The sequence below is a fragment of the Frankia sp. AvcI1 genome, from assembly GCF_001420875.1.
Classification (GTDB): Bacteria; Actinomycetota; Actinomycetes; order Frankiales; family Frankiaceae; genus Frankia; species Frankia alni.
In genome coordinates this window covers 72901-97523 of sequence record NZ_LJFZ01000006.1, presented here as the reverse complement: position 1 = coordinate 97523, position 24623 = coordinate 72901, and the positions used below count along the sequence as shown (strand labels likewise).

Genomic DNA, 24623 nt, shown 5'->3' with positions numbered 1-24623 from the left:
CACGGTCTGGACTCGCAAACCGTGCGCTTCGCACCGCAACTCTCACAGCACGCGACTGGCCGTGAGCGGGCCTGCCGATCAGCCACGGGAGTACTCCGGCGTGATCGGGGCTGTCCGGGGACTCGCCCCTCGTCTCGCTCTGCGTAACCGGCCTGCGATCCGTCCGTCAACCCAGCCCCCGCGGTCCCGCTACCTGATCGTGATGTCCGCGGAACCGCACCACGCACGACCGCAACCACCGACCGGTGATCCAGATGTTCCGCGGAACCGCGCCGTTGGGCCGAGCGGCATCTCACCGGGGTGCGGTGATCAGGGGGTGGGGGGCTTCATGACGCGGGCGGGGGCGGCGAAGACGGTGGAACCGGCAGGCACGTCGGTCATCACGATCGAGCCGGGGCCGATGCGGGCGTCGTCGCCGATGGTGATCGCGCCGAGGAGGTGGACGCCGGGGGCGAGCTCGACTCGGGCACCGATCCTGGGCACGTCCCGTGGCGACGCCGAGCCGCCGGCGTAGCCGATGGTCAGGTTGTGCCGCAGCGTGCAGTCGTCGCCGATCTCGCAGAACGGCGGGATCAGGATCGTCTGGTGATGGCCGATGTGGACCCGCCGGCCGAGCCGGGCCTTCTCGGAGAGCTCGACCCCGTAGAGGTTGCGGATGACGAGGTTGTTGAGCACCTTGTAGACCACCGTGAGCGCGGCGCGCAGCGGCTGGCGCCGGGTGCGCCGCCACTGCCCGAGGCGGTAGACGGCGAGCACGTGCAGGCCCGGGTGGGCGAACGAACCGTAGTGCCGCCGGAGGTCCTCCCGCAGGATCTCCCGCAGGCCCAGCTCGGACGCCTCCCGGCGGTCGGTCTCGGCAGCACCGCCCGGGGTTCCCGGGGCGGGGCCGTGGGCGGTGGAGCCGTTGGGCGTGGGCGGGGGGCTCCCGGGTTCGCGGGGGGCCGTTCCGTTGCGGGCCGCGCCGGCCTCAGTGGACACCGCTGAGCTCCTCGATGTGCTCGCGCATGTCACCGACGGTGGCGAAGCTGGCGAGCCGGTCGTCGGCGATCTGGATCGAGAACTCCCGCTCGACGGCGTAGATCAGGTTGATGTGCGCGAGCGAGTCCCAGCCGGGGACGTCGTCGGCGGTCATCGTGTCGGAAACGATGAGGTCGTCGTCGCTGAAGATCTCCCGGAAGATCTGCTGGAGTCGGTCCTGCACCATCACCTTTGCACCCTTTCCCTTTCCATCCTGCGGTCCTGCGGCCGCGTCTGGGCGAACACGTGGGGAGGCAGCGAGGCGGGCGGCACACCCGGGACGCCCGCACCCGGGACGCCCGCACCCGGGACGCCCGGTGCACCCGCCTGGTCGGCACCGTCCGGATCGACGCCGGTCGCCGCCACGACGACGCGCATCAGGGCGGGTGGCGCGTACGGCGCGTCCGCGGCCCGGGACCAGTGGGTCGCGCCCGGCGCGGACGGATCGCCCGCTCCGTCCGGCCCGTCCACCCGGGTGAAGCCGAGGCGTTCGTAGAGGCCGGCGACGAGGGCGTTCTTCGCCGACGGCCGGTGCTCGCCGACGACCCGGGCGAGCCCGCGCCGGCGCGCCTCGGCGAGGATCAGCCCGGCGACCTCGTCCTCGAGGGTCCGGCCGATCACCCGGCAGCTCATCAGCCAGGTGTCGACGGTCAACGCGTCCCCCGCCTCGACCGCGATGACCACGGCGACGAGGCCGTGGTCGGCGAACCGGTCGGCGAGGCGGACACAGAGCACGGCCGTGCCGGGGTCGGCGGCCAGCCGGGCGATCTCGTCGGCGCTGCGGCGGCGCCCGGTCAGGTTGAACTGGTTGGTCTTGCCGACGAGCTGGGCGACCCGAGGCAGGGTCAGCTCGTCGAGCCCGACGACGGTGGCCGTCATGTCCAGCCCGCGGTGGAACTCCGCCAGCGAGCCGGCAGCGGCCTCGGCGGCGGCGAGTTCGGCCCGGGCCCGGTAGGTCGCCGTCCGCGCGGTGTCCTCCGCCGTGAGCGCCGCCGTCTCGAAGAACGGGTAGTCGGCCAGCGCCCGGACGTAGCCGTGCGGGTCGGCGGGCAGCGCGAGGACGTCGACCTCGCCGACGAGCTGGCGCACCGCCTCGCGCTCGGCCGGGTTGTCGTCGACGAAGACGAGGGCGTCGAGGCCGAGGCCGAGAGTGGCGGCGATTCGGCGAAGCTGGGTCGGCTTGTCGTCCCAGCAGGCGCTGAACATCGCGATGTCGGCGAGGCGCAGCCGCATGCCGGGGTGGCGCTCGAACGCCTCCCGCGCGTCGGCGTCGTTGTTCTTGGAGCAGACGGCGAGCACGACGCCGCGGTCCTTCAGCTCGACGACGTAGTCCTGGAAGGCCGCGAAGGCCTCGCCGACAGGGCCGTCGCCCAGCGCGATGCCGGCGAGCCCCTCCTCTCCCAGCACGCCGCCCCACAGGGTGTTGTCGAGGTCGAGGACCAGGCACTTGCGGCTGACCCCGAGCTGCGCGCCGATCACCGCCGCGGTGTGCCGGGCGAGCAGCGGCACCTGCGCGAGCGACACCGCCTGCTTGGAGCGGTGCCAGTAGCGCGCGTCGAACCAGGCCCGCTTGCCCACGTCGGCGGCGAGGCGCTCGCAGTCGACCAGGCCGATCCCGTCTCCGGCGGCCCGGCCGAGCTCGGCGTTGACCCGGGCGAGCAGGGTCGGGCGGGCGCCGCCGGTACGCAGCGCCAGGTGCCCGAGGGCGACCTCGCCGGGTATGGCGAAGGTGTGCTGGACGACCCGGGCGCCGCAGCGTGCGCGGATCGTCTCCCACAGCGCCGTCCAGCGGCGCACCTCGGTCGCGACCGCGGCGTCCGCCGGATCGACAGTCCCCGGCACATCGCCGGATGCCGGCATCTCCCCGAAGGTCGGCAGCGCCGCCTCGCCGGCGTGCACGGCGAGCACGACCACGTCCGGCGCGAAGCTGTACAGCCCGCTGGCGGGGTCGAGGATCTCCTGGCGGTACTGCCCGTAGCCGCACTCGTAGGTCTCGATGGCAACGCCCGCCCGCGCGGCCGCGAGCGGCAGCAGCGCCGCGAACTGGGACGTCGTGTAGCTGCCGAGGACGGCGACCCGGGCCGAGCGCGGCAGCGGCGCGACGGAGGGCAGGCAGCGGCGCAGCACGCCGGCCGCCGCCGACCAGGCGCCGAGGTCGGCGTCGGTGTCGGTGAGCGCCAGCGCCCAGCGCACCGCCCCGTCCGGGTCCCCGGCGCGCTCGTGCGCGACGGCGAGGTCGCGGCACAGCGCGGCGGTCGGGATCTCGCTTGCGGCGGCGAGCGCGGTCAGCTCGGCGATGCGTCCGTCGCGCGGCGCCGGCCGGTCCGGCCCGACCTCCGCGCCGGTGTCCCCTCTTTCGGTCATCCCTGTGGCCCCTCTCGTGGTGGCCCGTCACGGCCACCGCATCCGGCCACCCAAACTCTACCCTCACGTGAGAGTTGGTTCGAACGGAACGGTGGGGTCGGGCGGCGGTGATATCCGCCGGATATCCACGGCGGTCGCGGCCGCGGCGACAACCGGAACACCACGGATGTTCCACCCGAAATCCGGCATCCTCGGCGGCTTGGGGCGGTCCACCGGAGGCGGACGTAACCGCGCCGAGCCGCCGCGACGGGACGGCCGAGGCGGCCAATCCGAAATCGTAATCGCCACAACACAGATTGTGGTATCCGTTCCGCCGCAACGGCGCCGCCCCTCCGCGTCCGGCTCCCCGGCGCGCCTCGGGCCGATCCCGAGACGCGCCGACGTTTGCGCCGCACCAGGTCAACTGGGGTGTATCTGTTTACTTTCCGACAACGGCGCGGATAGGGCCGGCACTATGGAAAACTGCCTCACACGGCGATGCCGATCGCGCCTTTCCACCCCGGCCGCCCGTGATCCCCCTCAACGCGCCGAGTGGCACGTCCCGGGAGGCAGGACCCCCCTCATGCAGCACCGCGCCATGACCCGCGGTCCCGATGGGACGGAGCCCCGCGGTCCCGGCGGGACGGCCGCGCCGCGCCGCGCCCGCCGGGCGGTGCCGGTCGTCCCGGGCCTGCCCTGCGTACCGGGCCTGCCGGCCGTCCTGGCGCTACTGACCCTGGCCGTCCTTGGTGGGCCGCTGCTCGCCGCGCCCGCCGTCGCCGACCCGGCCGCCGCGGGCCCGGGTGTCGTCCTTCCCGCCCCCGTCGCCCCCGCACAGGGCTCGCAGTGGTACCACGCGGTGCTCGGGCTCGCCCAGGCGCAGCAGGTCAGCGAGGGCGCGGGGGCGGTGGTCGCGGTCATCGACGGCGGGGTGGATGCCGGCCACCCGAAGCTGCAGGGCCAGGTCCTGCCCGGCGCCGGCGTCGGGCCGGGGGCGGCTCCCGACGGGTGGCGTGACGACGACCCCGACGGCCACGGCACCGCCATGGCGGGCCTGATCGCGGGGCGCAACGACAACGGCCGGCCCGAGGTGCGCGGCATCGCCCCGGCCGCCCGGATCCTGCCCGTCTCGACCGGGGCCGAGGCGGACTCGGCGGAGGTCGCCCACGGCATCCACCGGGCCGTCGACCTGGGTGCGGACGTCATCAACCTCTCCCTCGGCTCGGCCGGGGCCGCGACCGGCGACGAGCGGGAGGCAGTGGCCTACGCCTTCGCCCACGACGTGGTCGTGGTCGCCTCCGCCGGCAACGTCGAGACCGGTGACAGTGAGATCAACTCGCCGGCGAACATCCCCGGCGTCGTCGCCGTGACCGGATCGACCGCGCGGGGCGACTTCTGGCGCGGCTCGTCGCGCGGAGCGCGGGCCGTCATCGCCGCCCCGGCCCCGGGCATCCGGGCGCCGGTGCCGACGAGGGTGTCCCCGGACGGCCTGGACACCGGCGCCGGCACCTCGAACTCGGCCGCGATCGTCTCGGGCGTGGTCGCGCTCATCCGATCGGCCTGGCCCGACCTGGACGCACCCAACGTCATCGAGCGGCTCATCTACACCGCGCGTGACGCCGGGCCGCCGGGCCGCGACGTCGAGTTCGGCTTCGGCATCGTCGACCCCGCCGCGGCGCTGACCCGACCGGTACCGGCCGTCGCCGCCAATCCCCTGCTGGCCACCCCGACCCGTTGGGGCACGGCCGGCCAGCCACCCGCCGGCGCGGACCCCGCCGGGGCCGGGTCGGGCTCCGGCAGCCCCGGCGGCACCACCGGAGACGGCGGTTCCGTCGGCTCCGGCGGGGCCGGCCGCGCGGACGGCTCCGGGGCCGGTTCGCACGGCGGCGGTGATCTCGGCTCGTCGGCCGCCGCGGTGCCGCCGACGGGGGCCGATGGGCGGGCGGAACCAGCGGACGGCGCCGCCACGCCGCCGGGCCTGACCGCCGGCGCCCCCACCGATCCCGCGGACGGCCGCGAGCGCGGGGCGGCCGCGGGTGGCGGGTCGGGCCAGGACCGAGCCGGCGGCTCGCTGGCAGCGGCCGGCGGATCCGGCGGGTCCGGCGGCCCGGGTGGCCGATCCGGCCTCCTCGCCGCGCTGGTGTGGGTCGGCGGGCTGGCCCTGGCCGTCTGGCTGGGCGGCCTGCTCGGTGTGAGTGCGCATCTGCTGTCCGCCCGGCGGGCCACGACGCACGGGGGCCCACGCGGCCACTCCTAACATGGCCACATGACACACGCGCTCCTGGACGAGCTGTCCTGGCGTGGACTCATCCACGACAGCACCGATCCCGCCGAACTACGGGACCACCTCGACAGCGGCGGGCGGCGTTGCTACATCGGTTTCGACCCGACCGCCCCGTCGCTGACCATCGGCAATCTGCTGCCGATCACGCTGCTGATCCGGGCCGCGCGGGCCGGGCTCGGCGCCGTCACCCTGTTCGGTGGCGGCACCGGGCTGATCGGCGACCCGTCCGGCAAGTCCGCCGAGCGCAGCCTGCTCACCGTCGAGGACGTGCGGGCCAACGTGGCCCGCCACCGCGAGATCATGGAGACGATCTTCGGGCGGGCGCTTGCCGCCGAGGAGATCCCCGCCTTCGTCGACAACGGCGACTGGCTGGGCGGGCTCGGCATGATCGAGTTCCTGCGGGACGTCGGCAAGCACTTCCCCGTCACCGAGATGATCCGGCGGGACTCGGTTCNCCGCCGCCTCGACGACCCCGACGTCGGCCTGACCTACACCGAGTTCAGCTACTCGCTGCTACAGGCGTACGACTTCCGCCGGCTGTGCGAGGACCACGGCGTCACGCTCCAGATGGGGGCGTCGGACCAGTGGGGCAACATCGTCGCCGGGATCGACTACGTGCGCCGGGTGCTGCGCACGCAGGTGCACGGGTTGACCTGCCCGCTGCTGCTGCGCGCGGACGGCACGAAGTTCGGCAAGTCGGAGAAGGGCGCGGTGTGGCTGACGGCCGACCGCACCTCGCCGTACACGCTGTACCAGTTCCTGATCAACCTGTCCGACGACGAGGCGCGGCGGTTCGCGCTGTTCTTCTCGCTCACCGACCGCGAGCCGCTGGAGCGGCTGTTCGCCGAGCACGCCGAGGCGCCCGGTCGCCGCGCGCTGCAGCGCCATCTCGCCCGGGAGATGACGGCCCTCATGCACGGCCAGCCCGCCGTCGACGCCGCGGAGGCCGCGTCCGCGGCGCTGTTCAGCGGCGACGTGAAGGCGATCGGGGCGGACCTGATCTCCGACGTCTTCGCCGACGTGCCGACGGTCACCGAGCCGCTGGCCCGGCTCGCGGCCGACGGCGGCTGGCCCGTCGTCGACCTCCTGCTCGCCACCGGCCTGGCCAGCAGCCGCCGCGACGCCCGCGAGCACCTCGGCAACCGCGCGGTGCTCGTCAACGGCGACCGGATCGACGCCGAGGCGACCGTGACCGAGAAGGACCTGCTGCACGGTTCCGTCATCCTCGTCCGCCGCGGCCGCCGCGAGTGGCGGGTCGCCCGCTTCACCTGAGCGCCCGCCTCGCCCGGCCCCAGCCACGCCGGGCGGGGCCTCAGGAGGCGGGCGGGCCTCAGGGGGCGGCCCTCAGGGGGCGGGTGGACCGACGAGCAGCCCCTTGATGTAGGCGGCGTGCTCGTCGGCCACCGCCTTCCTGCCACGGGCCCGGGAGAGCACCGTGCGCCCGGCGTACCCGGCCACGAGCATCGAGCGCATCACGTTCACCCGGGCCGGGGCGTTGTGTTTGCGCAGGTAGCGGACCATGGACGCGCCGCGCATCTGGAGCATCCAGGTCTTGCCCGCGCCGCTGCCGCCGGCGCCGTGGGGGACCAGCAGATCGGTGTGCAGCTTCTGGCGCAGGCCGGCCTCGCGGATCGCCCGGCCGAGCGCCATGTCCTCGTTGTAGACGAAGAACGTCTCGTCGAAGCCGCCCAGGTCGAGGAACGCGGCGCGGCGCACGGCCATGCAGGCGCCGGTCAGCCACTCGGGGTTCATCGGCCGACCGGGGGTCGGGCGCGCGAACAGCGCCGAGGTCGGTGCCACCTTGTGCGCGCCGAGGACATGCAGCAGCACCCGCCGCGGCGTCGGCTCCCACCCGCCGTTGCCCAGCTCGGGCCTGTCGTCGTGGCCCTTCATCGTCGCGGCGCTGGTGACCAGCTCCGGATCGGCGATGAGGTCGTCGACGAGCACGTCGATGACGTCGACGGTGGGCCGGCTGTCCGGGTTGCCGAGGACGATGTAGTCGTACCTGGACGAGCGGATGCCCATGTTCGNGGCCTTCGCGAAGCCCTTGCCGCCGCCGGAGTCGAGGTAGCGGCTGTTCGGCCGCTCCGCGAGCAGCTCGTCGACCCGGTCGGCACCCTTCGCGTTGTCGATGACCACCACCGGCATGTCCAGCGGCAGCGTCGCGAACAGCTCCTCGAGCTGCTCCCGGCTGTGGTAGCTGACCAGCACGAGCTCGTACTGCCACGTGGACCGCTTGGGTTGCTCGACCGACACGGCGGCACGCTCCTCACTGCGTGTGTTCACGCGAACTTCCGATGCACCGTACGGCGCGGCTGCCGAGGGTGCTGCCATCCTCGACTCAGCCGCCGGCCGAGGTCAGCGCGCTGGACGAGCTGGAAGGGCTGGACGAGCCGCCCGGGCTCGCCGGGTCGGCGCCGGACGGCACACCGGCACCGGCACCGGACGCCGCGGCGACCGGCTGGCGATCCGGCTTCGGCCACACGGCCGGACGGTCCCGGGCGGCGAAGCGGCGCACGCCGCCGAGCGCGACGGCCTGCAGGAAGAAGACCTGCGCGACCAGCCGGCTGGGCCCCGGCGGCGTCCGCCCGGTCATCAGGGCGCCCGCGCTCGCGGCGCCGGCGGCGTTGCCGGCCAGGAACACCCGGGCGGCCCAGCTGTGCCGGGCGGCCGGGACGGCCAGGCCGACGAGGACGACGTGGGCCATCGGCCCGAACGACGAGCGGACCAGGCGGTGCCCCCACAGCTGCGGGGTGACCGGCAGCGCTCCCGGCACCAGCGCCGCCCGGCGGCGCCAGAGCATGTCCAGGTTGCCGGCGACGATCCGGGTCCGCCGCTCCCACTCACCGCTGTAGTCGGGGGCCGCCGACTCGATCGAGTACGCCTCGGGCTCGTAGACGACCCGCAGTCCGCCCTCGAGGATGTCGAGGGCCAGCCAGGCGTCGTCGACCGCGGTGTCGGCGGGCAGCGGCCGGAACGCCTGGCGGCGGAAGGCCAGCATCTCGCCGACGACGCCGATCGTCGCCCCGGTCGCCGACTCGCAGCGCTTCAGCCACGACTCGAACTTCCAGTAGAAACCCTGGGCGCCGTCGGGGTCGTCGACCTGCTTCTCCCCCGCGACCGCGCCGACGGTCTCGTCGGTGAAGTGGCGGGCGGCGGCACGCAGCGCGCCGGGGGCGAGCACCGCGTTCGCGTCGGTGAGCACGACGATCTCGTGGGAGGCGGCGGCGACGCCGCGGTTGACCGCGCGGGCCTTGCCCAGCCGCTCCCCCGAGGACAGCACCCGCACGCCGGGCCGGCGCGAGGCCTCCGCGGTCTCCGGGTCGTCCGCGACGACGATGACCTCCATCGGCCCGGGATAGTCCGTGCCGGCAAGTTCATCAAGTTTCGTGCCGATAACCGCGGATTCCCGGTACGCGGAGACGACGACGCTCAGGCCCGGCCAGATCTCAGGTTCCGGCGGTGTCGTCGGTTCCAGGCCACGGCTGCGCAGTCCGATATAAACCGGATACAGAACGTGACCGTAAACAGTTACGGCTCCGAGCGCCGCGACGGCGGCTCCTCGACCGATGGTCCGGACACCTGTCATGACAGTAACCGTAGCGTTCCGCCGGAACGCCACGGCGAACGGCTCCTGGCCCGTCGGGTCACGCGATTGACCCCATGACGCTGCGCGGCCGTGATGCACGGCCCGACCTGCGCGGCAGTCCGGTGCGCCCCGCGGCCCCGCGGCCGCGCGAGGAGGGCCACGGGAAACCGTCCGGTCTATTCATCGCACTACCTGACGCCATCGTGACCACCCGGCCACGCGACGCATTCCTCGGCCGGGTGACCGGGCCGACCCTCCCCCATGCGGGTGAACCCGGGTCGTTACAGTGGGACCGGTGAGCGACTCCACGCGCTGGATCGTCGTTGTCGAGGAACCGTTTCTCCCGGCGGACGCCGGCGGCCGGGTGGAGACATTCAGCTTCCTCACCGCGGCCTCCGCGGCCGGTATTCGGATGNAGATCCTGGTCCCCTCGCGGGAGGATCTGGACATCGCCGCCTACGAGGAGGCGGTTCCCGGTTCGGCGGTCATCCGGCTGCCCCGGGACGACAGTCCGCGCGCCCACCTGACGCCGAGGCCCTTCATGCACGCCTCGCGGCCGGTCGGGCCGCTGCGCCGGGCGTTGGAGTCCACGCCCCCCCGCGCCGACGCNGTGATCAGCTACAGCTGCCGGTCCTCGCATCTCGGCGAGGAGATCGCCCGGATCTGGAAGCTGCCGCACCTGGTGCGCGCGCACAACGTCGACTCGGAGTTCTTCCGGGTGCTCGCACGCAGCAGCTCCGGCCCGCGGGCCGTGGCCTACGAGCTCGAGTACCACAAGCTGCGCCTGGCCGAACTCGCGATGCACCATTCCCCCCTGGTCACCTGCATCGCCGACATCTCGCTGGAAGACCACGAGTGGCGGCGCACCCGGGCGAGCGTGCCCACGTTCCACCTGCCGCCGTTCCTGCCTGTGGGGGCGCTGCGGGCGAGCGCGTCCTCGTCGGGCGAGCTGTCCGCGGCGGCCGGCGCGGTCGTGGCCGGCAACCAGCGGCTGATCTTCGTCGGTTCGCTGGACACCCCGACGAACATCGAGGCGCTGCGCTGGTTCCTCGGGGGATGCTGGCCGATGATCCGGGTTCACCACCCGAAGGCCACCTTCCAGGTGGTGGGGCGGCGCCCGGAGGACGGCCTGGCCGCGTGGCTCGCCGGCTTCGAGGGCGTCGAGCTGCACACCGACGTGCCGAGCGTCGCCGGCTACCTCACCGCGGCGACACTGTCGGTCAACCCGATGCGCTCCGGCTCCGGCGTGAACATCAAGGCCATTGAGGCGATGGCGACCGCCACCCCGGTGGTGAGCACCCCGACCGGCAGTCGTGGGTTGGACTGGGCCCCCGGCACCGACCTGCTGGTCGCCGAGGAGCCGGGCGCCTTCGCCGCCGCCGCGTGCGAGCTGCTGGACAACCCGGTGCGGGCGGCCGAGATCGGGCTCGCCGGCCGGGCGTTCGTCCGCCGGGAGCTCGACCACGCGGCGCTGATCGGTCGCATCCAGGAGCACCTGACGCCGTCCTGACCGCCGGGCCGGGGGCGGTCAGAGCGAGCAGAGCCGGGGGCGCGGTCAGAGCAGGGCGTGGTAGCGGTTCTGCGTGGGCTCCAGGCCGTCCGTGATGAGCATCTCGACCGAGTCGGCGGAGTGCTCCAGCAGCAGCGGCAGCTCGCGCCGCTCCGCGGCGGCGAAGTCCCGCAGGACGTAGTCGGCCGGGTCCATCCGGCCGGGCGGGCGACCGATGCCGACTCGGACCCGAAGGTAGTCGCGGGTGCCGAGGGCGGAGGAGATCGATCGCAGCCCGTTGTGGCCGTTGTCCCCGCCGCCGCGCTTGAGCCGGACGCTCCCGAACGGGATGTCCAGCTCGTCATGCACGACGATGACCCGGGCCGGATCGATCTTGTAGAAGGTGCGCACCGCCGAGACGGGCCCACCGGAGAGATTCATGAAGGACAGCGGGCGGGCCAGGATCGCCCGCGTGCCGGCGAGGCGNACCTCGGCGACATCCGCCCGGGACCGGTGCGACTTCAGCCGTGACCCGGCCCGCTCGGCGAGCAGGTCGACGACCATGAATCCGGCGTTGTGACGGTTGCCGGCGTAGCCCGGACCCGGATTGCCCAGTCCGACGACGAGCCACGGCCCGTCGTCGGTCGGCACGTTCGTCATCGACAGCTCATCCGCAGGTCATCCGGCAGGTGCCGGGAGTCGAGGGGGTCGACGGGGAGAGCCGTCCGCCTAGGCGGACGCGCTCGCCGCGCCGGCCTCCTCGGTCGCCTCGGTGGTCTCGCCGAGCTCGGCGTCCTGCTGGGCGACGGTTCGCTTGGCCAGGCACTGCACGACGGCCAGGTCGGGATCGGCGTCGAGTTCGGCGCCCTCGGGCAGCGCCAGCTGGCGGGCCAGCACCGCGGTTCCCGGCTCCAGGCCGGTGATGTCCACTTCGATCGCGTTCGGCAGACGCGAGGCGTCGGCCCTCAACGCGATCGAGGTGACCTGCTGGTCGACCAGCGTGTCGGGGTGGGGCTCGCCGACGACCTGCACCGGGATGTCAGCGACGACCTTCTCGCCCCGGTTCACGAGAACCAGGTCGATGTGCTCGAAGCTGCCCTTGATCGGGTGCCGCTGGACGTCCTTCGCGAGCGCGAGCTCGGTGCCGTCGGCAAGCTCGAGCGTCAACAGGACGTTCGTGCCGGCGTCGGTCTTGAAGGCGTGCAGCAGGTCGTGNGCGGGCAGGGCGATGTGGCGCGGCGGCTTGCCGTGACCGTAGAGAACAGCGGGTACCTTGCCGGCGCGGCGGGTGCGACGAGCACCGCCCTTACCGAACTCGGTGCGCGGCTCCGCGGCGATGCGGACCTCGGACATGGCGGCGCTCATCCTTTCCAGAACATGGGATTCCATCGCCGGAGGGCGGGAGGACCACCGCGGCGCGGTCCTTCACAGTACCGGACGCTTCGCGAGAGGTGGACGGCCACCCCGATCTGTCAAGACCCAGCGCAGATGCGGACCGCCGCGGGGCACCGGTCCCGACCGGACCGGCGCATCAGCGGACGCGGGGCCGGCGCCGGGCCACACCGACGGGCCGGATGTTCACCTGAGCGGGCAGGTCGGGGCGGCCGAGGGCGCGCCGGGCCCGTCCCAGCACCGGGCCGCAGACCTCCCCGACCACGCCGGGCACGTCGGTGCCCCGGGTCACTCTGACCGCGATGTCCAGCGACGGTTCACGCCTGCCCCGCAGCTCGGCCCGCGCGCCCTCGACGCCCGCGATCGCGGCCACGTCGTCCGCGACGGCGTCGGTCAGCGCGGCCGCCGGCAGGTGCACGTCGCCGAGGGCATCGTGGGTCACGTCCAGCCCCGGGGACCTGTCGGTACGCGCCTGCTGGGCCAACCAGGCCAGTGCCAGCAGGGCGACCAGCCCACTGGCGACCCCGACAACCGGCCAGAACCAGCCGTGCCCCGCGGCGAAGCCACGGACGGTCGGGTCGAGAACGGGCTGGTCCGACCGGCTGTCACCGAAGACGCCGACCCCGACGAGAAGCGCCAGCACGCCGGCCGCCGTGAGCAGCACCCCCAGAGCGGCAAGGATGACCCGGTTGCGCCGGTCGGTCGGCGGCACGCGCGGCCCAGGCCTGGTCACGGCGCCTCGCCTCCCCGCCGCGCCGCGGCACCCACCCGGCGGGTGCCGTCCGGTCCGGTCCCGACCGCCCGCCGTGACCCGTCCGCACCACCCGACTCGTCCGCACCACCCGACTCGTCCGCACCACCCGACTCGTCCGCACCACCCGAGGCGGGCCGACCGTCACCTCCGGAGGGTCCGGCGTGCCCACCCGGACCGCCCCACCCGGCCGGGCCGTCATGCCTAGCCGGCCCGTCGACGGCGGCCGGTTCGTGCCGGCGCCCGGTGGAGGTCGCCCGGATCGTCAGATCGGGCGACTCGACCAACGCGAAGGCGTCGAGCTCCTCACTCAGCACGGCGGCTACCCGCCGCGGGGTGTCGCCGGCGACGCGGGGGCGCAGGCGCAGCCGGACGTCCGCGACGCGCCGGTGCACCCGGACCCGGGCCCGGTCCACTCCGTCGACGGCGAGCGNCGTGGCCCGCAGGTCCCGTGCCAGCCCGCGCCGGTCCACGAACACTCCGGCCCGCGGGCATCCCCAGCGAGTTCGCAGCCGGGCCGGCGTGCCGCTCCGAAGCGCGATCCCGATCAGCAGCAGCCCCACCAGCGCGACGAACCCGGCGGCCAGCAACGCCGGCCCCCGGGACCAGGCGGTGTCGCTCAGGCCGTTCGCCCAGCTCCGCCAGTTGATCAGGACCTGGCCTTCACCCACCGCCGCCGCGATGATCTCGACGACGGCGATCACACCGGCAACCGCGATCAGTGTGGCGAGCAGCCCCGCGACGACCCGGCGTCCCATCCGCACGATGTCCACCCCCCACCGAGTCCGCCCCCGTCTACTACTCGTGCCCACGCGCGTACGAACAGACACCGTCTCTGGTCGGTCTCGCCGCCGGAGCGAGTTGCGGTGCGTTCTGCACGGTCTGAGTCCGCAGACCGTGCGCATCGCACCGCACACGCCTCACGTGCACCGCGGAGCGGACGAGACCTGGTCGGCTCTAGAACGGTTCGCCGCCGCCCGGGCTCAGGGAGGGCACCTCGATGTCGAGATGGGCGACGCGCACACCGGCCAGCGCCGCGACCCGCTCCTGCACCTCGCCCCGCACCCGCTCGGCGGTCTCGCCGACGGGGTTCGGGTAACGCACGGAGAACGTCATGGTCAGCCGCGCCGTGCTGCCCTCGAGCCGGGCATCCACCCGGGGCCGGCGGGCATGGCCGCGCCACCGAGCCCCGCCCCGGCGGGCGCCGCCGCGGCGCGAGAGCCGCCGCGGCGGCCCGGTGACCCCGGGCACCTCCGCGGCGGCCATCGCGGCGATCTTCTCCACGACCCGGTCGGCGACGCGCAGCGATCCCGCTCCCCCGCCGGCACGCCTGGTGCCGGCCGGCTCGCCCGCATCGGCGGAGGCACCGGGCCGGGACGGCGTGGTCACCGTCGGCTCCGGCGCCGGTCCCCGCCCACGTAGCGGGTGATGTCGAGGTCACCGTCGACGACCTTGCCGACGACGAGCCCGATCGCCCCGAACACGAGGACGATCAGGAACTCGCTGAACCCGCCGAAGGCGAGCGCGAGCCCGGCGATCAGGCCGGTGATCAGACCAAGTGCTGCTGCTCGCATGGTGACGTCCCTTCCGGTCCGACCCGTCCAGTCGGGTGATACGTCCGGTGTGCCCCTCGGACGGGCCGGGAAGGGGCAAGGGGGGTGATCGTCACATGGGGTGAGGCGCCGCCACGCTCCACGCGGGCGGTGTCGGGTCACNGGACTCGAGGGCCACGCTGTGCTCTCTGGGCCTGTCGTCGGTGTACCCATCGGACACCGAGCCGACGGCCCCATCGCGCTGTGACGACCTGCCGCCGCGCCGCACCGCGCCATCCTCGGCCGCGCTCCGCCAGCCAACCGGCGAGGTGCTCGGCCACGGTGCGCCGGCGGTAGGCGGTGGGACCGGAGTCGGCCTCGGCCCACCGGCCGGTGGTCGAGCGGCCGGTGGTCGGCTGTCCCGCGCGCAGCGCCCGCAGGCCCTCGGCGAAGGCGTCGGGATCTCCACCGCGGTCCGGGTGGTGCGTCCGGACGAACGCGCGTATCTCCGCCCGGCGCCGGGCCGCGTCGGCGTCAGCCCGGGAGTCCGGACGGGCCGCGTCACCCGCCTCCTGCGGGGTCACGGTGACCAGGCCCACGGCTGGTCACCATCCCCCACCTGCGCCGGACCAACCGAGCGCCGTTGATCGCCCGGGGCAGCCGGGTCGACCGGGGCAGGCCGGTCGACCGAGACCAACCCGTCCGGTGGATCCAGATCGCGGATGATCACATCCACCCGGGGGCAGTCGGGTGCGGCGCGCAGCACCGCGGCCCGGACTCGGTCGGCGAGATCGGCCAGCCGCGGGCCGTAGCGGCAGTCGACCTGCACGAGGATCCGGTCGGCGCGCACTCGCACCCCCGCGACCCGGCGGCCGGGCAGATACGTCGCCACCTCCGCCACCTCGAGGCGGTCCCGCGCCGCGTCGTCCACCCCGCGCTCCTCGGTCACGACCCCCCCGCCGTAATCGGCCGCCTCCACCCCACGGTCCTCGACCGCCCCGCCGGAACCGGCGGCGACCGCCGCGTCAGGCCCGTCGGGCAACGGCCAGCCCGGGCGCTCGGGGATGCGCAGGGGCGAGGGCGTCGGGGCGGCGACCAGTCGGGTCACCTCTGGACAGGCGGCCACCGCGGCCGCCACCCGGTCGGGATCCCAGCGGAACCAGGTGGTCACGTCACCCGTCCCGACCAGGTTCACTCGACCCGCCGGGTGTCTTCCTGGCCGTCGTCGCCGATGAAGACGTCGTCGATGGCGACGTTGACCTCGGTGACCTCCAGCCCGGTCATCCCCTCGACGGAGCTGACCACGTTGCGCCGGATCGACTGCGACAGGTCGANGATGGAGACGCCGTAGTCGCAGACCACGTCCAGGTCGATGGCGGCCTGCCGCTGGCCGACCTCGACCGCGACGCCCTGGGCGACGCTCGCCGACGCGCCGGGGATGCGGGCCTTCACCGAACCGACCGCCCGGGCGCCGCCGGTGCCCAGCTTGTGCACGCCGGCGACCTCGCGGGCCGCCACCCCGGCGATCTTGCGGACCACGGCATCCGCGATCGACGTGCGGCCTCGCTCGGTGGTGAGCTCCGTGGAGTGCTTCCGGTCCGGCACGGTGGTCCGGTTGGCGCCACCGGCGCCGGTCGCCGACGAATCGGCCTGGCCGGTGCTGGTCGAGGTTCCGGCACCGGTGGTCGCGGTTCCGGAGCTGGTGGTCGTGGTCATGGTGGTCCCCTTCGTGGTTTTCGGCGCCCCCCGAGTGGGCCGTGGTCGCGGGGCACCCGCCGTCAGGCCGCGGCCCGCTGGGGTCGGGTCCGACCGGGTCACCGCGGGTCAGCTGGGACGCGGCGGCGACGCACGTGCAGGCCGGACGTCAAGGAAGCCTGGGGAAGGTGTGAAGGGCCAGGTCCAACCGGGCGAGGGGGCATCACGAAGCACGTGCGGGCCCTNTCCGACGGGGTCACCCACGCCGCGAGTCGCCCGATTTCACCAGCCAGGCATCCCGACCTCTCATGTACCCCGCGGGTGGACGGTCATACGCTCCGGACCCGCGGATAGGTTGGGTTCGGCCGGTTGCCCCCGCCCGGACGGGCGGTGCCGCTCAGCACGCGTAGCAACGCTGAGCGTGTGGAACCGCCGCACGAGGACGACCAGCACGAACACGACCGCTATACGAGCCCGACCGCCACGTGAGCACGACCGTCACACGAGGACAACCGCCCGCACGAGGACAACCGCCCGCACGAGTACGACTGCCCGCACGAGTAGAGGCCGCCCGCCCGAGTAGAGCCGCCCGCACAGACCAGCCTGAGTGAGTCCGAGCGAAGGAGCATCCGCTGCCTCGATCCCACCCGGGCCCGCGCCAAGGCGCGGGAGCCGGCATCGCCGCCGTGACCGTCCGGGCCCCGGCCAAGGTCAACCTGCATCTCGGCGTCGGGCCGCTGCGGCCGGACGGCTACCACGACGTGATCACCGTGCTCCAGGCCGTCTCGTTGTTCGACGACCTGACCGCCACGACGCTCGACCCCACGGCGGCCGACCCCACGGCGGCCGACCCCACGACCATCGACGGGGTGCCCTCCGGCGACCAGGACGGGGTCGTGGTCACCGTCGAGGTCTCCGGCGAGGGCGCCGACCCGACCGCACGCGGCCCGGCCACGACCACCCCCGACGTGTCCATCGTCCCCACCGGCCGCGACAACATCGCGGTCCGGGCGGCGCACCTCGTCGCCGAGGCTGCGGGCATCACCTCGGAGCGGGTGCACCTGACCCTGACCAAGGGCATCCCGGTCGCCGCGGGCATGGCCGGCGGCAGCGCGGACGCGGCGGCGGCGCTGGTCGCCTTCGACGCGCTGTGGCAGGCCGGCCTCGACCGGGTCGCCCTCGCCGGCCTCGCCGCCCGGCTCGGCAGCGACGTCCCGTTCCCGCTGACCGGCGGGACCGCGCTGGGCACCGGCCGGGGCGAGCAGCTCACCGACGTCCTGGCCACCGGCGAGTACCACTGGGTGTTCGCCCTCGCCGACGGCGGCCTGTCCACTCCGGCCGTCTACGCCGAGTTCGACAAGCTGTCCGAGGGCCGGCTGCGCACGGGGCCCACCCCCGCCGACGACGTGCTGGCGGCGCTGCGCACCGGCGACCCCGCCCAGCTCGGGGCGGCCCTCGTCAACGACCTGCAGCCGGCGGCACTGCGGCTGCGGCCGGCGCTGCGCCGGGTCCTGGAGACCGGCCGCGAGCTCGGCGCCGTCGGGGCCATCGTGAGCGGTTCCGGGCCGACCTGCGCCTTCCTCGCCGCCGGGGCGACCGAGAGCGTCGAGCTGGCCGCGAGCCTGGCCGGCATGGGCGTCGCCCGGGCCGTGCGCCGGGCGTCCGGGCCGGCGGCCGGTGCCCGGGTGCTGGAGGGGCCGGACGGCGCGGACGGGTCGGGCGGCGGACCGTGAGCCCCGTCCTGGTCAGCCTGGAGAACATCGACGCCGCCTTCGGCACCCGCACGCTGCTGGACCAGGTGAGTCTCGGCGTCGGCACCGGCGAGCGGATCGGCGTGGTCGGGCGCAACGGCGCCGGCAAGTCCACCCTGCTGCGGATCATCGCGGGCGAGGCGGAGCCGGATGCCGGCCGGGTCGTCCACGCGGGTTCGACCCGGGTGGGCTCGCTGGCGCAGGCGGACGTGCTGCCCGCCGACCGCACGGTCCGCGAGGTCGTGGTCGGCACCGGCGCGGAACACGAATGGGCGGCGGACCCGCGCCGCCGCGGTGTGCTCGCCGGCCTCGGCCTGCTGGACCGCCTCGACGACGTGCTCGGCCCGATGTCGGGTGGCGAGCGGCGGCGGGTGGCGCTGGCGCGACTGCTGGTCCAGGACCTCGACCTGCTGATTCTCGACGAACCGACGAACCATCTCGACGTCGAGGGCGTCGCCTGGCTCGCCGGCCACCTCGCCGGCTGGCGCGGCGGCCTGCTCGTCGCCACCCACGACCGCTGGTTCCTCGACGAGGTGTGCGGCCGGGTGTGGGAGGTCGTCGACGGACGGGTCGACGCCTACGAGGGGGGCTACTCCGCCTACGTCCTCGCCCGGGCCGAACGGACCAGACGGGCGGATGCGACGGAGGCCCGCCGGCAGAACCTGCTGCGCAAGGAGCTCGCCTGGCTACGCCGCGGGCCCCCCGCCCGGACCAGCAAGCCGCGGTTCCGCATCGACGCCGCCAACGCCCTGATCGCCGACGAGCCGCCGCCCCGCGACACGATGGCGCTGCGCAGCTTCGCGGCGTCCCGGCTCGGCAAGGACGTCTACGACGCCGAGAACATCACCGTCCGGATCGGGGACCGCACCCTGTTCGACGGCATCACCTGGCTGCTGGGGCCGGGGGACCGGATCGGGCTGGTCGGCGTCAACGGCGCCGGCAAGACGACGCTGCTGCGCACCCTGCTCGGCGAGGTCGTCCCGGACGGAGGGCGGGTGAAGGTGGGGGCCAGCGTCCGACCGGCGCTGCTGTCCCAGGAGGTCGCCGAGCTACCGGCGTCGCTGCGCGCGCTGGAGGCCGTCGAGCAGGTCGGCCGGGTGCTGGAGGTCGAGCGGGGTCGGGAGCGCAGCGCCGGGCAGCTGCTGGAGCAGTTCGGCCTGCCGTCGTCGCGGCAGTGGACCCGGGTCGGCGACCTCTCCGGTGGCGAGCGGCGCCGGCTGCAGCTGCTGCGCCTGCTCATGGCCCGGCCGAACGTCCTGCTCCTGGACGAGCCGACGAACGATCTCGACACGGACACGCTGACCGCGCTGGAGGACCTGCTGGACTCCTGGCCCGGCACCCTGGTCGTGGTCAGCCACGACCGGTATTTCCTCGAGCGGACCTGTGACGTGACGCTGGCTCTGCTCGGCGACGGCCACCTGAGGATGCTGCCCGGCGGCATCGAGGAGTACCTGGCCCGCCGAGCCGCCGCCGGCTCGGAGGCCGCCACCTCGGCTCCGCCGGNCCGAGCAGCCACCGCGGGCGGAACGAATGGCGCAGGTAGACGAAGTGGCACGGATGGCCGAAGTGGCACGGGTAGCCGAAGTGGCACGGGTAGCCGGAGTGCAGCGGGTGGCGCGGACGGGACCGCGCCAGGTGTCCCCGCCGCCGCCACGGCAGCGGCCGGCACGGCCGGATCCGGCACGGCAGCGGCCGCCATCGGCGCGACGACCGGACCGTCCCGATCCGGCAGCGAGCTGCGGGCCGCCCGCAAGGAGCTGACCCGCCTCGAACGTGCCCTCGATCGGCTGACCCGCCGCGAGCAGGAGCTCCACGTGGCCCTCGCCGAGGCGGCGACCGACCATGAGCGCCTGCTGGCGCTGGACGCCGAGCTGCGCGCCGTCGTCGCCGACAAGGACGCCACCGAGGAGGCCTGGCTGACCCTCGCCGCCGACCTCGAAGGCTGAGCCGACCGAGGTGGCTCAGCCTGCCGAGGCGGACCAGTCAGCCGAGGCGGCTCAGGCCGTAGCGTCGGCGGTGACGCGTTTGGTGGCGAGGCGGGCCGGGTCGGGCCAGCGCACGTCCCAGACCAGGTGGAGCGTCTCCATCAGCTTGATGATGTAGAAGCTCGTGTCGATCTGCCAGGGGCGCACGCCGTGGCGGGCCGAGGTCGGCTCGGCGTGATGCAGGTTGTGCCAGGACTCCCCCATCGACAGCAGCGCCAGCGGCCACACGTTGGCGGAGCGGTCCCGCGAGCGGTACGGCCGGGAGCCGAGCACGTGGCAGATGCTGTTCACCGACCAGGTGACGTGGTGGAGCGTGGCGACCCGGACGAGGNCCGCCCAGAAGAACGCCTGCACGGCCGCCTCGAACGAGCCGCCCCAGAGGCCGCCGATGATCGCTGGCGCGGCGAGGCTGACGAAGGCGCAGCCGGCGAACGAGCGGCTGACCTTCACGATGTCCGGGTCGTCGAGCAGGTCGGGGGCGAAGNGGCGCTGGTCGGTCTGCTCGACGTCGAACAGCCAGCCGACGTGGGCGTGGTAGAGGCCCTTCATCATCGACCATGTGCCGGGGCCGTAGCGCCACGGCGAGTGTGGGTCGCCCTCGGCGTCGCTGAAGGNGTGGTGGCGCCGGTGGTCGGCCACCCAGNGGATCACCGGGCCCTCGATCGCCATGTTTCCGGCGACGGCGAGCGCGATGCGCACCGGCCGGGACGTCTTGAATCCACGGTGGGTGAAGTAACGGTGGAATCCGACCGTCACCCCGTGCCCGCTGATGGCATAGAAGATCAGGGCAAGGACGACGTCATGCCAGGAGATCCACCGGCCCCACAGGGCGGGTATCGCGGCGACCACCGCGACAAGCGGAATGATGATCGTCGTCACCATGATGATCTGTTCGGCCCGAGCCTTCGCCATCGACCTGGGCCTGGTGGCGTTGCCCCGGTTGTTGGCGGGATCGGCGCGGCCGAGCCCCGCAGTCGTTTCCCGGTCGTCATCCGGCGCCCGATTGTTGCTCGGTGTCACCGTGTCGGTAGCGGTCATCGCCTCGTCCCGTCCATCGCGGCAGGTCCACTGCGCCGGCACTCCACCGGCCACGGTAGCCCGCCGATGTGACAACAGTCCCCATTGCNGGCGTCCACCACGCAAACGGGCCACTCGGCAGGGCGGCCCAGCCTGNCGGCCTGCCGGCATCGCTGTACATCGCTGTATGCCCACCGGCCGGCACCCGCCCGAATGGTCTACGTCTCGTGGGGGTACCCGCCCCACCGAGGTCACCACCCGGGCCACCCCGACGGGCATCCCGCAGAACGTGCTCGGACCTCGCCCGGCGACCAGCACGGCACCCGACACCGCTCACCTCGGGCGGCACGCCCCGTAATGGCGCCGCGGTGGTGTGGTGCGCCCCGATCGCCGCGGGCGCCCGATGCATCGGGCTGTGCGGGGTCGGCGGGGACCGCGGCGCGGCCCGACCCGCGGGACAGTGGTCCGCGACCCTGCTTTTACCATCCGCGCCACCCCACGATGGTAGAGTTGGCATGTTTTCCCCGCGGTCCGCCGTAGTGTAATCGGCAGCACAGGAGATTTTGGTTCTCTTAGTCCACGTTCGAGTCGTGGCGGCGGAGCACTACTGGAGTACCACCAGTAATACCATCACAAAGAATCGCCGGGAAGTACCGCCGCGCCGGCCGGACCGCCATCGCGATCCTTTCTCCGCGAGCGGCCGAACGCTTCGGCGGGGACCGGTCGGGTCGTTCCCCGCCGGCCGGTCGAGGCCCTCCTCCGGTGACGGCGCCCGGCGTGTTACCGGCCGCCGTCACCTCCCCGGGCCCGGTCAGCAGGTCGCGGTAGTGTGGTGCCCGTCGCCCCATCGTCGTGCAGGCCGAAGATCCGGGAGATCGCGTGACTTCACCACGTCCGGCCGCCGTCATCATCCTGGCTGCGGGCGAGGGTCGACGGATGCGCTCGACGACACCGAAGGTGCTGCACAGTATCGCTGGGNGAACCCTGCTCGGGCACGTGCTGCACGCCGCCGGCACCCTGGCCGCGCCCCGCACCGCCGTCGTCGTGGGCCACGGCCGGGAGCAGGTCGCGGNGATGCTGGCCGAGCAGGCCCCGACGGTCGTCCCCGTCGTGCAGGACCGTCAGCACGGTACGGGCCACGCTGTTCGGGTCGCCCTGGCGGCGCTCGACGGGCTCGCCCCCGACGACTCGGTGGTCGTGCTCCCCGGCGACACCCCGCTGCTCACCGGGGAGACGCTGGCCGCCCTCGCCGGCCATCACCAGGCCCAGCGCGCCGCGGCGACGGTGCTGACCGCCGTCCTCGACGACGCCACCGGTTACGGCCGGGTCGTGCGCGATGCCGCAGGTGGGGTCCAGGCGATCATCGAGCATCGCGACGCCGACGCGGCCACCGCCGCCATCCGGGAGATCAACACCGGGGTCTACACCTTCCGCGCCGGCCCGCTCCAGGCGGCNCTGGCCCGGCTGACCAGGGATAACGCCCAGGGCGAGGAGTACCTGACCGACGTCGTCGGGCTCCTGGTCGGCGACGGCAGCCCGGTGGCGGCGCGGGTCGTCGCCGACCCGGCCGAGGCCGCCGGGGTCAACGACCGGGTCCAGCTCGCCGCCGCCGGCCNGGCGCTGCGCGACCGGATCGTCGTCGCGGCCATGAAGGCCGGGACCACCGTCGTGGATCCGCCCACCACCTGGATCGACGCGGACGTCACCCTGGAGCCGGACACGACGATCGCCCCCCACACCTTCCTGCACGGACGCACCCACCTGGCGAGGGGCGCCACCGTCGGCCCCGAGTGCACCCTCACGGACACGATCGTCGGCGCGGAGGCGAGCGTCGTGCGGACCACGGCCGACCGCGCCGAGATCGGCGCCGGCGCCACCGTCGGCCCCTACAGCCACCTGCGCCCCGGCACCCGGCTCGGCCGGGAGGGCAAGATCGGATCCTTCGTCGAGACGAAGTCCGCCGAGTTCGGCGACCACACGAAGGTCCCCCACCTCGCCTACGTCGGCGACGCCGTCGTCGGCGAGCGGAGCAACATCGGCTGCACGACCGTCTTCGTGAACTACGACGGCGTCGCGAAGCACCGCACCGTCATCGGCTCCGACGTTCGCATCGGCAGCGACACGATGCTCGTCGCCCCGGTCACCGTCGGAGACGGTGCCTACACGGGTGCCGGGTCCGTCATCCGGGAGGACGTGCCGCCGGGCGCGCTGGCCATCCGCGAGGGGCGCCAGCGGATCATCGAGGGCTGGACGCAGCGGCGCCGGCCCGGCAGCCCCGCCGCGGCGGCCGCCGCGGCCGCCGCCGGTGCCTCGCCGGGGCCCGCCGTCGCCGACGCGGCGACGCCGACCGACCTCCTCCCGGCCGAGTCCCGCCCAGGCGACCCCATCCCGGCCGACCCCATCCCCGCCGACTCCATCCCGGCCGACTCCATCCCCGCCGGCCCCATCCCGGCCGACTCCCTCGCAGCACAGGCGCACGGGGTCGGCACGCCCGATGCCGGCCCGCATGGTCGGGGTGACTTGACGCACACCGGCAGCGGNGAGGCCGGGATCGCTGGCGTTCCCGGAGCGGGAAGCAGAACGTAGAGGGGTCGGTCCCAACCTTCTGACCAGCGGGGGGATGCACANCGCCCCATCGGTCCGGCCGCGCCGGCAGGCCGCGCGGGGCAGCACCTCTGCGCGCGCAGGCACGCCGCCGACGGCACCCCAGCCTGATCATCCGTCCCGTCCAAGGAGAACGCGGTGGCCTACCAGACCGAGAACCGGCGCAACCTGATGCTCTTTGCGGGACGCTCGCACCCCGGCCTCGCGGCGGAGGTGGCGGCCGCACTCGACGTCGAACCCGTGCCGACGAACGCCTACGAGTTCGCCAGCGGCGAGATCTTCGTTCGCTTCTCCGAATCGGTCCGCGGCTGCGACGCCTTCGTCCTGCAGTGCCACTCGGCGCCGGTGAACACCTGGCTGATGGAACAACTGATCATGGTGGACGCCCTGAAGCGGGCGAGCGCCAAAAGGATCACGGTGGTCGCGCCGTTCTACCCGTACGCCCGCCAGGACAAGAAGCACCGCGGCCGCGAGCCGATCTCCGCCCGGCTCGTCGCCGACCTGTTCAAGACCGCCGGCGCGCACCGNCTCATGTCGGTCGACCTGCACACCGCACAGATCCAGGGCTTCTTCGACGGCCCGGTGGACCACCTGTTCGCGCTGCCGCTGCTCGCCGACTACATCGAGAACAAGCTGGACACCTCGGAGGTCACCGTCGTGGCCCCCGACTCGGGCCGGGTCCGGGTGGCGGAACGCTGGACCGACCGGCTGGGCTGCCCCCTGGCCATCATCCACAAGCGCCGCGACCCGGACGTGCCCAACCAGGTGAAGATGTTCGACGTGGTCGGCGAGGTCCGCGGCCGCACCTGTGTCATCGTCGACGACATGATCGACACTGCCGGCACCATCACGAAGGCCGCGGAGTCGCTCAAGGAGCACGGCGCGACCGACGTGATCGCGGNGGCGACGCACGGTGTGCTGTCCGGGCCGGCGGCCGACCGGCTGAAGAACTCCGAGATCAGCGAGGTCGTCCTCACCAACACGCTGCCGCTGCCCAGCGAGGCACGGATCGACAAGATCACCGAACTGTCGATCGCCCCGCTGCTCGCCGCCGCGATCAAGGCGGTCTTCGAGGACGGCTCCGTGACCGGCCTGTTCGGCGGGGACGCCTAGACAGCCCCGCCGCGACGCGCGTCCCGGGCACGTCCCGGGACGCCTGGGTCCGCGCGACGCG

At 73.9% G+C, this 24623-nt stretch carries 14 protein-coding genes and 24 pseudogenes; 16 read left to right on the top strand and 22 right to left on the bottom strand.

The annotated features are described in order from the left end of the window. Nucleotides 1-309: 309 nt before the first annotated feature. The 3 genes from UK94_RS08425 to UK94_RS08415 are packed head-to-tail and all read right to left on the bottom strand — an operon-like array spanning nt 310 to nt 3381. Complete coding sequence (locus UK94_RS08425; protein WP_235487060.1) at nt 310-978, bottom strand: serine acetyltransferase; 669 nt, start codon at nt 976-978, stop codon at nt 310-312. Continuing rightward, on the bottom strand, nt 968-1204 hold the full coding sequence (locus tag UK94_RS08420; protein WP_041939858.1) for an acyl carrier protein: 237 nt from the start codon (nt 1202-1204) through the stop codon (nt 968-970). Before UK94_RS08420 ends, UK94_RS08425 begins: the two co-directional genes overlap by 11 nt. Next, entirely contained in the window at nt 1204-3381 is a 2178-nt protein-coding gene (locus tag UK94_RS08415) for an HAD-IIIC family phosphatase (protein WP_011607309.1), read from the bottom strand. Before UK94_RS08415 ends, UK94_RS08420 begins: the two co-directional genes overlap by 1 nt. A 562-nt stretch (nt 3382-3943) precedes the next feature. Between UK94_RS08415 and UK94_RS08410 the strand changes: the two genes are divergently transcribed. The 3 genes and pseudogenes from UK94_RS08410 to tyrS all read left to right on the top strand — a co-directional run. Further along, nucleotides 3944-5617, top strand: coding sequence for a S8 family serine peptidase (locus tag UK94_RS08410; protein WP_235487057.1), 1674 nt, complete (start codon nt 3944-3946; stop codon nt 5615-5617). A 9-nt stretch (nt 5618-5626) separates the two neighbouring features. Then, nucleotides 5627-6098: pseudogene (locus tag UK94_RS44535) on the top strand (tyrosine--tRNA ligase); the annotation flags it as partial. Between the two features lies 1 nt (nt 6099). After that, the coding region (gene tyrS / locus UK94_RS44530) for a tyrosine--tRNA ligase (RefSeq protein ID WP_235487056.1) at nt 6100-6916 on the top strand (817 nt) is incomplete at its 5' end. 72 nt (nt 6917-6988) lie between these two features. On the opposite strand, the pseudogene UK94_RS08400 reads toward tyrS, so the two are convergent. From UK94_RS08400 to UK94_RS08395, 3 genes and pseudogenes are all read right to left on the bottom strand, one after another. Beyond that, a pseudogene (locus tag UK94_RS08400) lies at nt 6989-7674 on the bottom strand (glycosyltransferase); the annotation flags it as partial. A 1-nt stretch (nt 7675) separates the two neighbouring features. Then, nucleotides 7676-7900, bottom strand: a pseudogene (locus tag UK94_RS44525) (glycosyltransferase family 2 protein); the annotation flags it as partial. A gap of 85 nt (nt 7901-7985) precedes the next feature. Then, nucleotides 7986-9233 carry a glycosyltransferase family 2 protein gene (locus UK94_RS08395; RefSeq protein WP_011607313.1) on the bottom strand — a complete coding sequence of 416 codons (1248 nt, stop codon included), beginning with the start codon at nt 9231-9233 and terminating at the stop codon, nt 7986-7988. Between the two features lie 416 nt (nt 9234-9649). On the opposite strand from UK94_RS08395, the pseudogene UK94_RS44520 reads away from it, so the two are divergent. Together UK94_RS44520 and UK94_RS08390 are read left to right on the top strand one after the other, a co-directional pair. Then, a pseudogene (locus UK94_RS44520) lies at nt 9650-9842 on the top strand (glycosyl transferase family 1); the annotation flags it as partial. Nucleotide 9843: 1 nt separating this feature from the next. Further along, the coding region (locus tag UK94_RS08390) for a glycosyltransferase family 4 protein (RefSeq protein WP_235487053.1) at nt 9844-10743 on the top strand (900 nt) is incomplete at its 5' end. A gap of 45 nt (nt 10744-10788) precedes the next feature. Here the strand turns inward: UK94_RS08390 and pth are convergent. From pth to UK94_RS08345, 12 genes and pseudogenes are all read right to left on the bottom strand, one after another. Beyond that, nucleotides 10789-11208, bottom strand: a pseudogene (gene pth, locus UK94_RS08385) (aminoacyl-tRNA hydrolase); the annotation flags it as partial. A gap of 1 nt (nt 11209) precedes the next feature. Then, nucleotides 11210-11382, bottom strand: a pseudogene (locus UK94_RS44515) (aminoacyl-tRNA hydrolase); the annotation flags it as partial. Between the two features lie 69 nt (nt 11383-11451). Continuing rightward, nucleotides 11452-11937, bottom strand: a pseudogene (locus UK94_RS08380) (50S ribosomal protein L25); the annotation flags it as partial. A 1-nt stretch (nt 11938) separates the two neighbouring features. Continuing rightward, nucleotides 11939-12075, bottom strand: a pseudogene (locus tag UK94_RS44510) (50S ribosomal protein L25); the annotation flags it as partial. A 178-nt stretch (nt 12076-12253) separates the two neighbouring features. Continuing rightward, entirely contained in the window at nt 12254-12847 is a 594-nt protein-coding gene (locus UK94_RS08375; RefSeq protein WP_055749361.1) for a hypothetical protein, read from the bottom strand. Further along, nucleotides 12844-13298, bottom strand: a pseudogene (locus UK94_RS44505) (hypothetical protein); the annotation flags it as partial. The pseudogene UK94_RS44505 and the gene UK94_RS08375, both read right to left, overlap by 4 nt. 1 nt (nt 13299) lies before the next feature. Beyond that, a pseudogene (locus tag UK94_RS44500) lies at nt 13300-13623 on the bottom strand (hypothetical protein); the annotation flags it as partial. 199 nt (nt 13624-13822) lie between these two features. Continuing rightward, entirely contained in the window at nt 13823-14254 is a 432-nt protein-coding gene (locus UK94_RS08365) for an Asp23/Gls24 family envelope stress response protein (RefSeq protein ID WP_011607320.1), read from the bottom strand. Further along, nucleotides 14251-14439, bottom strand: a complete 189-nt coding sequence (locus UK94_RS08360) for a DUF2273 domain-containing protein (protein ID WP_011607321.1) — start codon at nt 14437-14439, stop codon at nt 14251-14253. Before UK94_RS08360 ends, UK94_RS08365 begins: the two co-directional genes overlap by 4 nt. 538 nt (nt 14440-14977) lie before the next feature. Next, a complete protein-coding gene (locus UK94_RS08350) occupies nt 14978-15568 on the bottom strand; it encodes a hypothetical protein (protein ID WP_235487051.1) in 591 nt (196 codons plus the stop codon). A 20-nt stretch (nt 15569-15588) separates the two neighbouring features. Then, nucleotides 15589-15731: pseudogene (locus tag UK94_RS44495) on the bottom strand (Asp23/Gls24 family envelope stress response protein); the annotation flags it as partial. Between the two features lies 1 nt (nt 15732). Beyond that, the coding region (locus tag UK94_RS08345) for an Asp23/Gls24 family envelope stress response protein (protein WP_235487049.1) at nt 15733-16113 on the bottom strand (381 nt) is incomplete at its 3' end. Nucleotides 16114-16778: 665 nt separating this feature from the next. On the opposite strand from UK94_RS08345, the gene UK94_RS08340 reads away from it, so the two are divergent. The 3 genes and pseudogenes from UK94_RS08340 to UK94_RS44490 form a co-directional block, all read left to right on the top strand. Then, nucleotides 16779-17825 carry a 4-(cytidine 5'-diphospho)-2-C-methyl-D-erythritol kinase gene (locus tag UK94_RS08340; RefSeq protein WP_095212614.1) on the top strand — a complete coding sequence of 349 codons (1047 nt, stop codon included), beginning with the start codon at nt 16779-16781 and terminating at the stop codon, nt 17823-17825. Then, nucleotides 17822-19346 (top strand): annotated as a pseudogene (locus UK94_RS08335) (ABC-F family ATP-binding cassette domain-containing protein); the annotation flags it as partial. The gene UK94_RS08340 and the pseudogene UK94_RS08335, both read left to right, overlap by 4 nt. Nucleotide 19347: 1 nt before the next feature. Then, the coding region (locus UK94_RS44490) for an ABC transporter C-terminal domain-containing protein (protein ID WP_235487047.1) at nt 19348-19789 on the top strand (442 nt) is incomplete at its 5' end. 51 nt (nt 19790-19840) lie between these two features. Here UK94_RS44490 and UK94_RS44485 read toward each other — a convergent pair. From UK94_RS44485 to UK94_RS75895, 4 pseudogenes are all read right to left on the bottom strand, one after another. Continuing rightward, a pseudogene (locus UK94_RS44485) lies at nt 19841-20159 on the bottom strand (acyl-CoA desaturase); the annotation flags it as partial. Between the two features lies 1 nt (nt 20160). Then, nucleotides 20161-20312, bottom strand: a pseudogene (locus UK94_RS44480) (acyl-CoA desaturase); the annotation flags it as partial. A gap of 1 nt (nt 20313) precedes the next feature. Continuing rightward, a pseudogene (locus UK94_RS44475) lies at nt 20314-20442 on the bottom strand (acyl-CoA desaturase); the annotation flags it as partial. A 30-nt stretch (nt 20443-20472) separates the two neighbouring features. Then, nucleotides 20473-20710, bottom strand: a pseudogene (locus UK94_RS75895) (acyl-CoA desaturase); the annotation flags it as partial. Between the two features lie 987 nt (nt 20711-21697). Between UK94_RS75895 and UK94_RS44460 the strand changes: the two are divergent. From UK94_RS44460 to UK94_RS44425, 8 pseudogenes are all read left to right on the top strand, one after another. Continuing rightward, nucleotides 21698-21823, top strand: a pseudogene (locus tag UK94_RS44460) (hypothetical protein); the annotation flags it as partial. A gap of 1 nt (nt 21824) precedes the next feature. After that, nucleotides 21825-21917: pseudogene (locus UK94_RS44455) on the top strand (hypothetical protein); the annotation flags it as partial. A gap of 1 nt (nt 21918) precedes the next feature. Next, nucleotides 21919-22299, top strand: a pseudogene (locus UK94_RS44450) (sugar phosphate nucleotidyltransferase); the annotation flags it as partial. 1 nt (nt 22300) lies between these two features. Then, nucleotides 22301-22460 (top strand): annotated as a pseudogene (glmU, locus tag UK94_RS44445) (bifunctional UDP-N-acetylglucosamine diphosphorylase/glucosamine-1-phosphate N-acetyltransferase GlmU); the annotation flags it as partial. A 1-nt stretch (nt 22461) separates the two neighbouring features. Then, nucleotides 22462-23385: pseudogene (glmU, locus tag UK94_RS44440) on the top strand (bifunctional UDP-N-acetylglucosamine diphosphorylase/glucosamine-1-phosphate N-acetyltransferase GlmU); the annotation flags it as partial. A gap of 202 nt (nt 23386-23587) precedes the next feature. After that, nucleotides 23588-23976 (top strand): annotated as a pseudogene (gene prs, locus UK94_RS44435) (ribose-phosphate diphosphokinase); the annotation flags it as partial. Between the two features lies 1 nt (nt 23977). Then, nucleotides 23978-24350 (top strand): annotated as a pseudogene (gene prs / locus UK94_RS44430) (ribose-phosphate diphosphokinase); the annotation flags it as partial. A gap of 1 nt (nt 24351) precedes the next feature. Then, nucleotides 24352-24562: pseudogene (locus UK94_RS44425) on the top strand (ribose-phosphate diphosphokinase); the annotation flags it as partial. Nucleotides 24563-24623: the final 61 nt, after the last annotated feature.

Bases quoted from the DNA above. Each gene is read 5' to 3' on its own strand.
- UK94_RS08410 (WP_235487057.1), top strand. From the start codon at position 3,944: ATGCAGCACCGCGCCATGACCCGCGGTCCCGATGGGACGGAGCCCCGC.
- UK94_RS08420 (WP_041939858.1), bottom strand. From the start codon at position 1,204: ATGGTGCAGGACCGACTCCAGCAGATCTTCCGGGAGATCTTCAGCGAC.
- UK94_RS08360 (WP_011607321.1), bottom strand. From the start codon at position 14,439: ATGCGAGCAGCAGCACTTGGTCTGATCACCGGCCTGATCGCCGGGCTC.
- UK94_RS08415 (WP_011607309.1), bottom strand. From the start codon at position 3,381: ATGACCGAAAGAGGGGACACCGGCGCGGAGGTCGGGCCGGACCGGCCG.
- UK94_RS08395 (WP_011607313.1), bottom strand. From the start codon at position 9,233: ATGACAGGTGTCCGGACCATCGGTCGAGGAGCCGCCGTCGCGGCGCTC.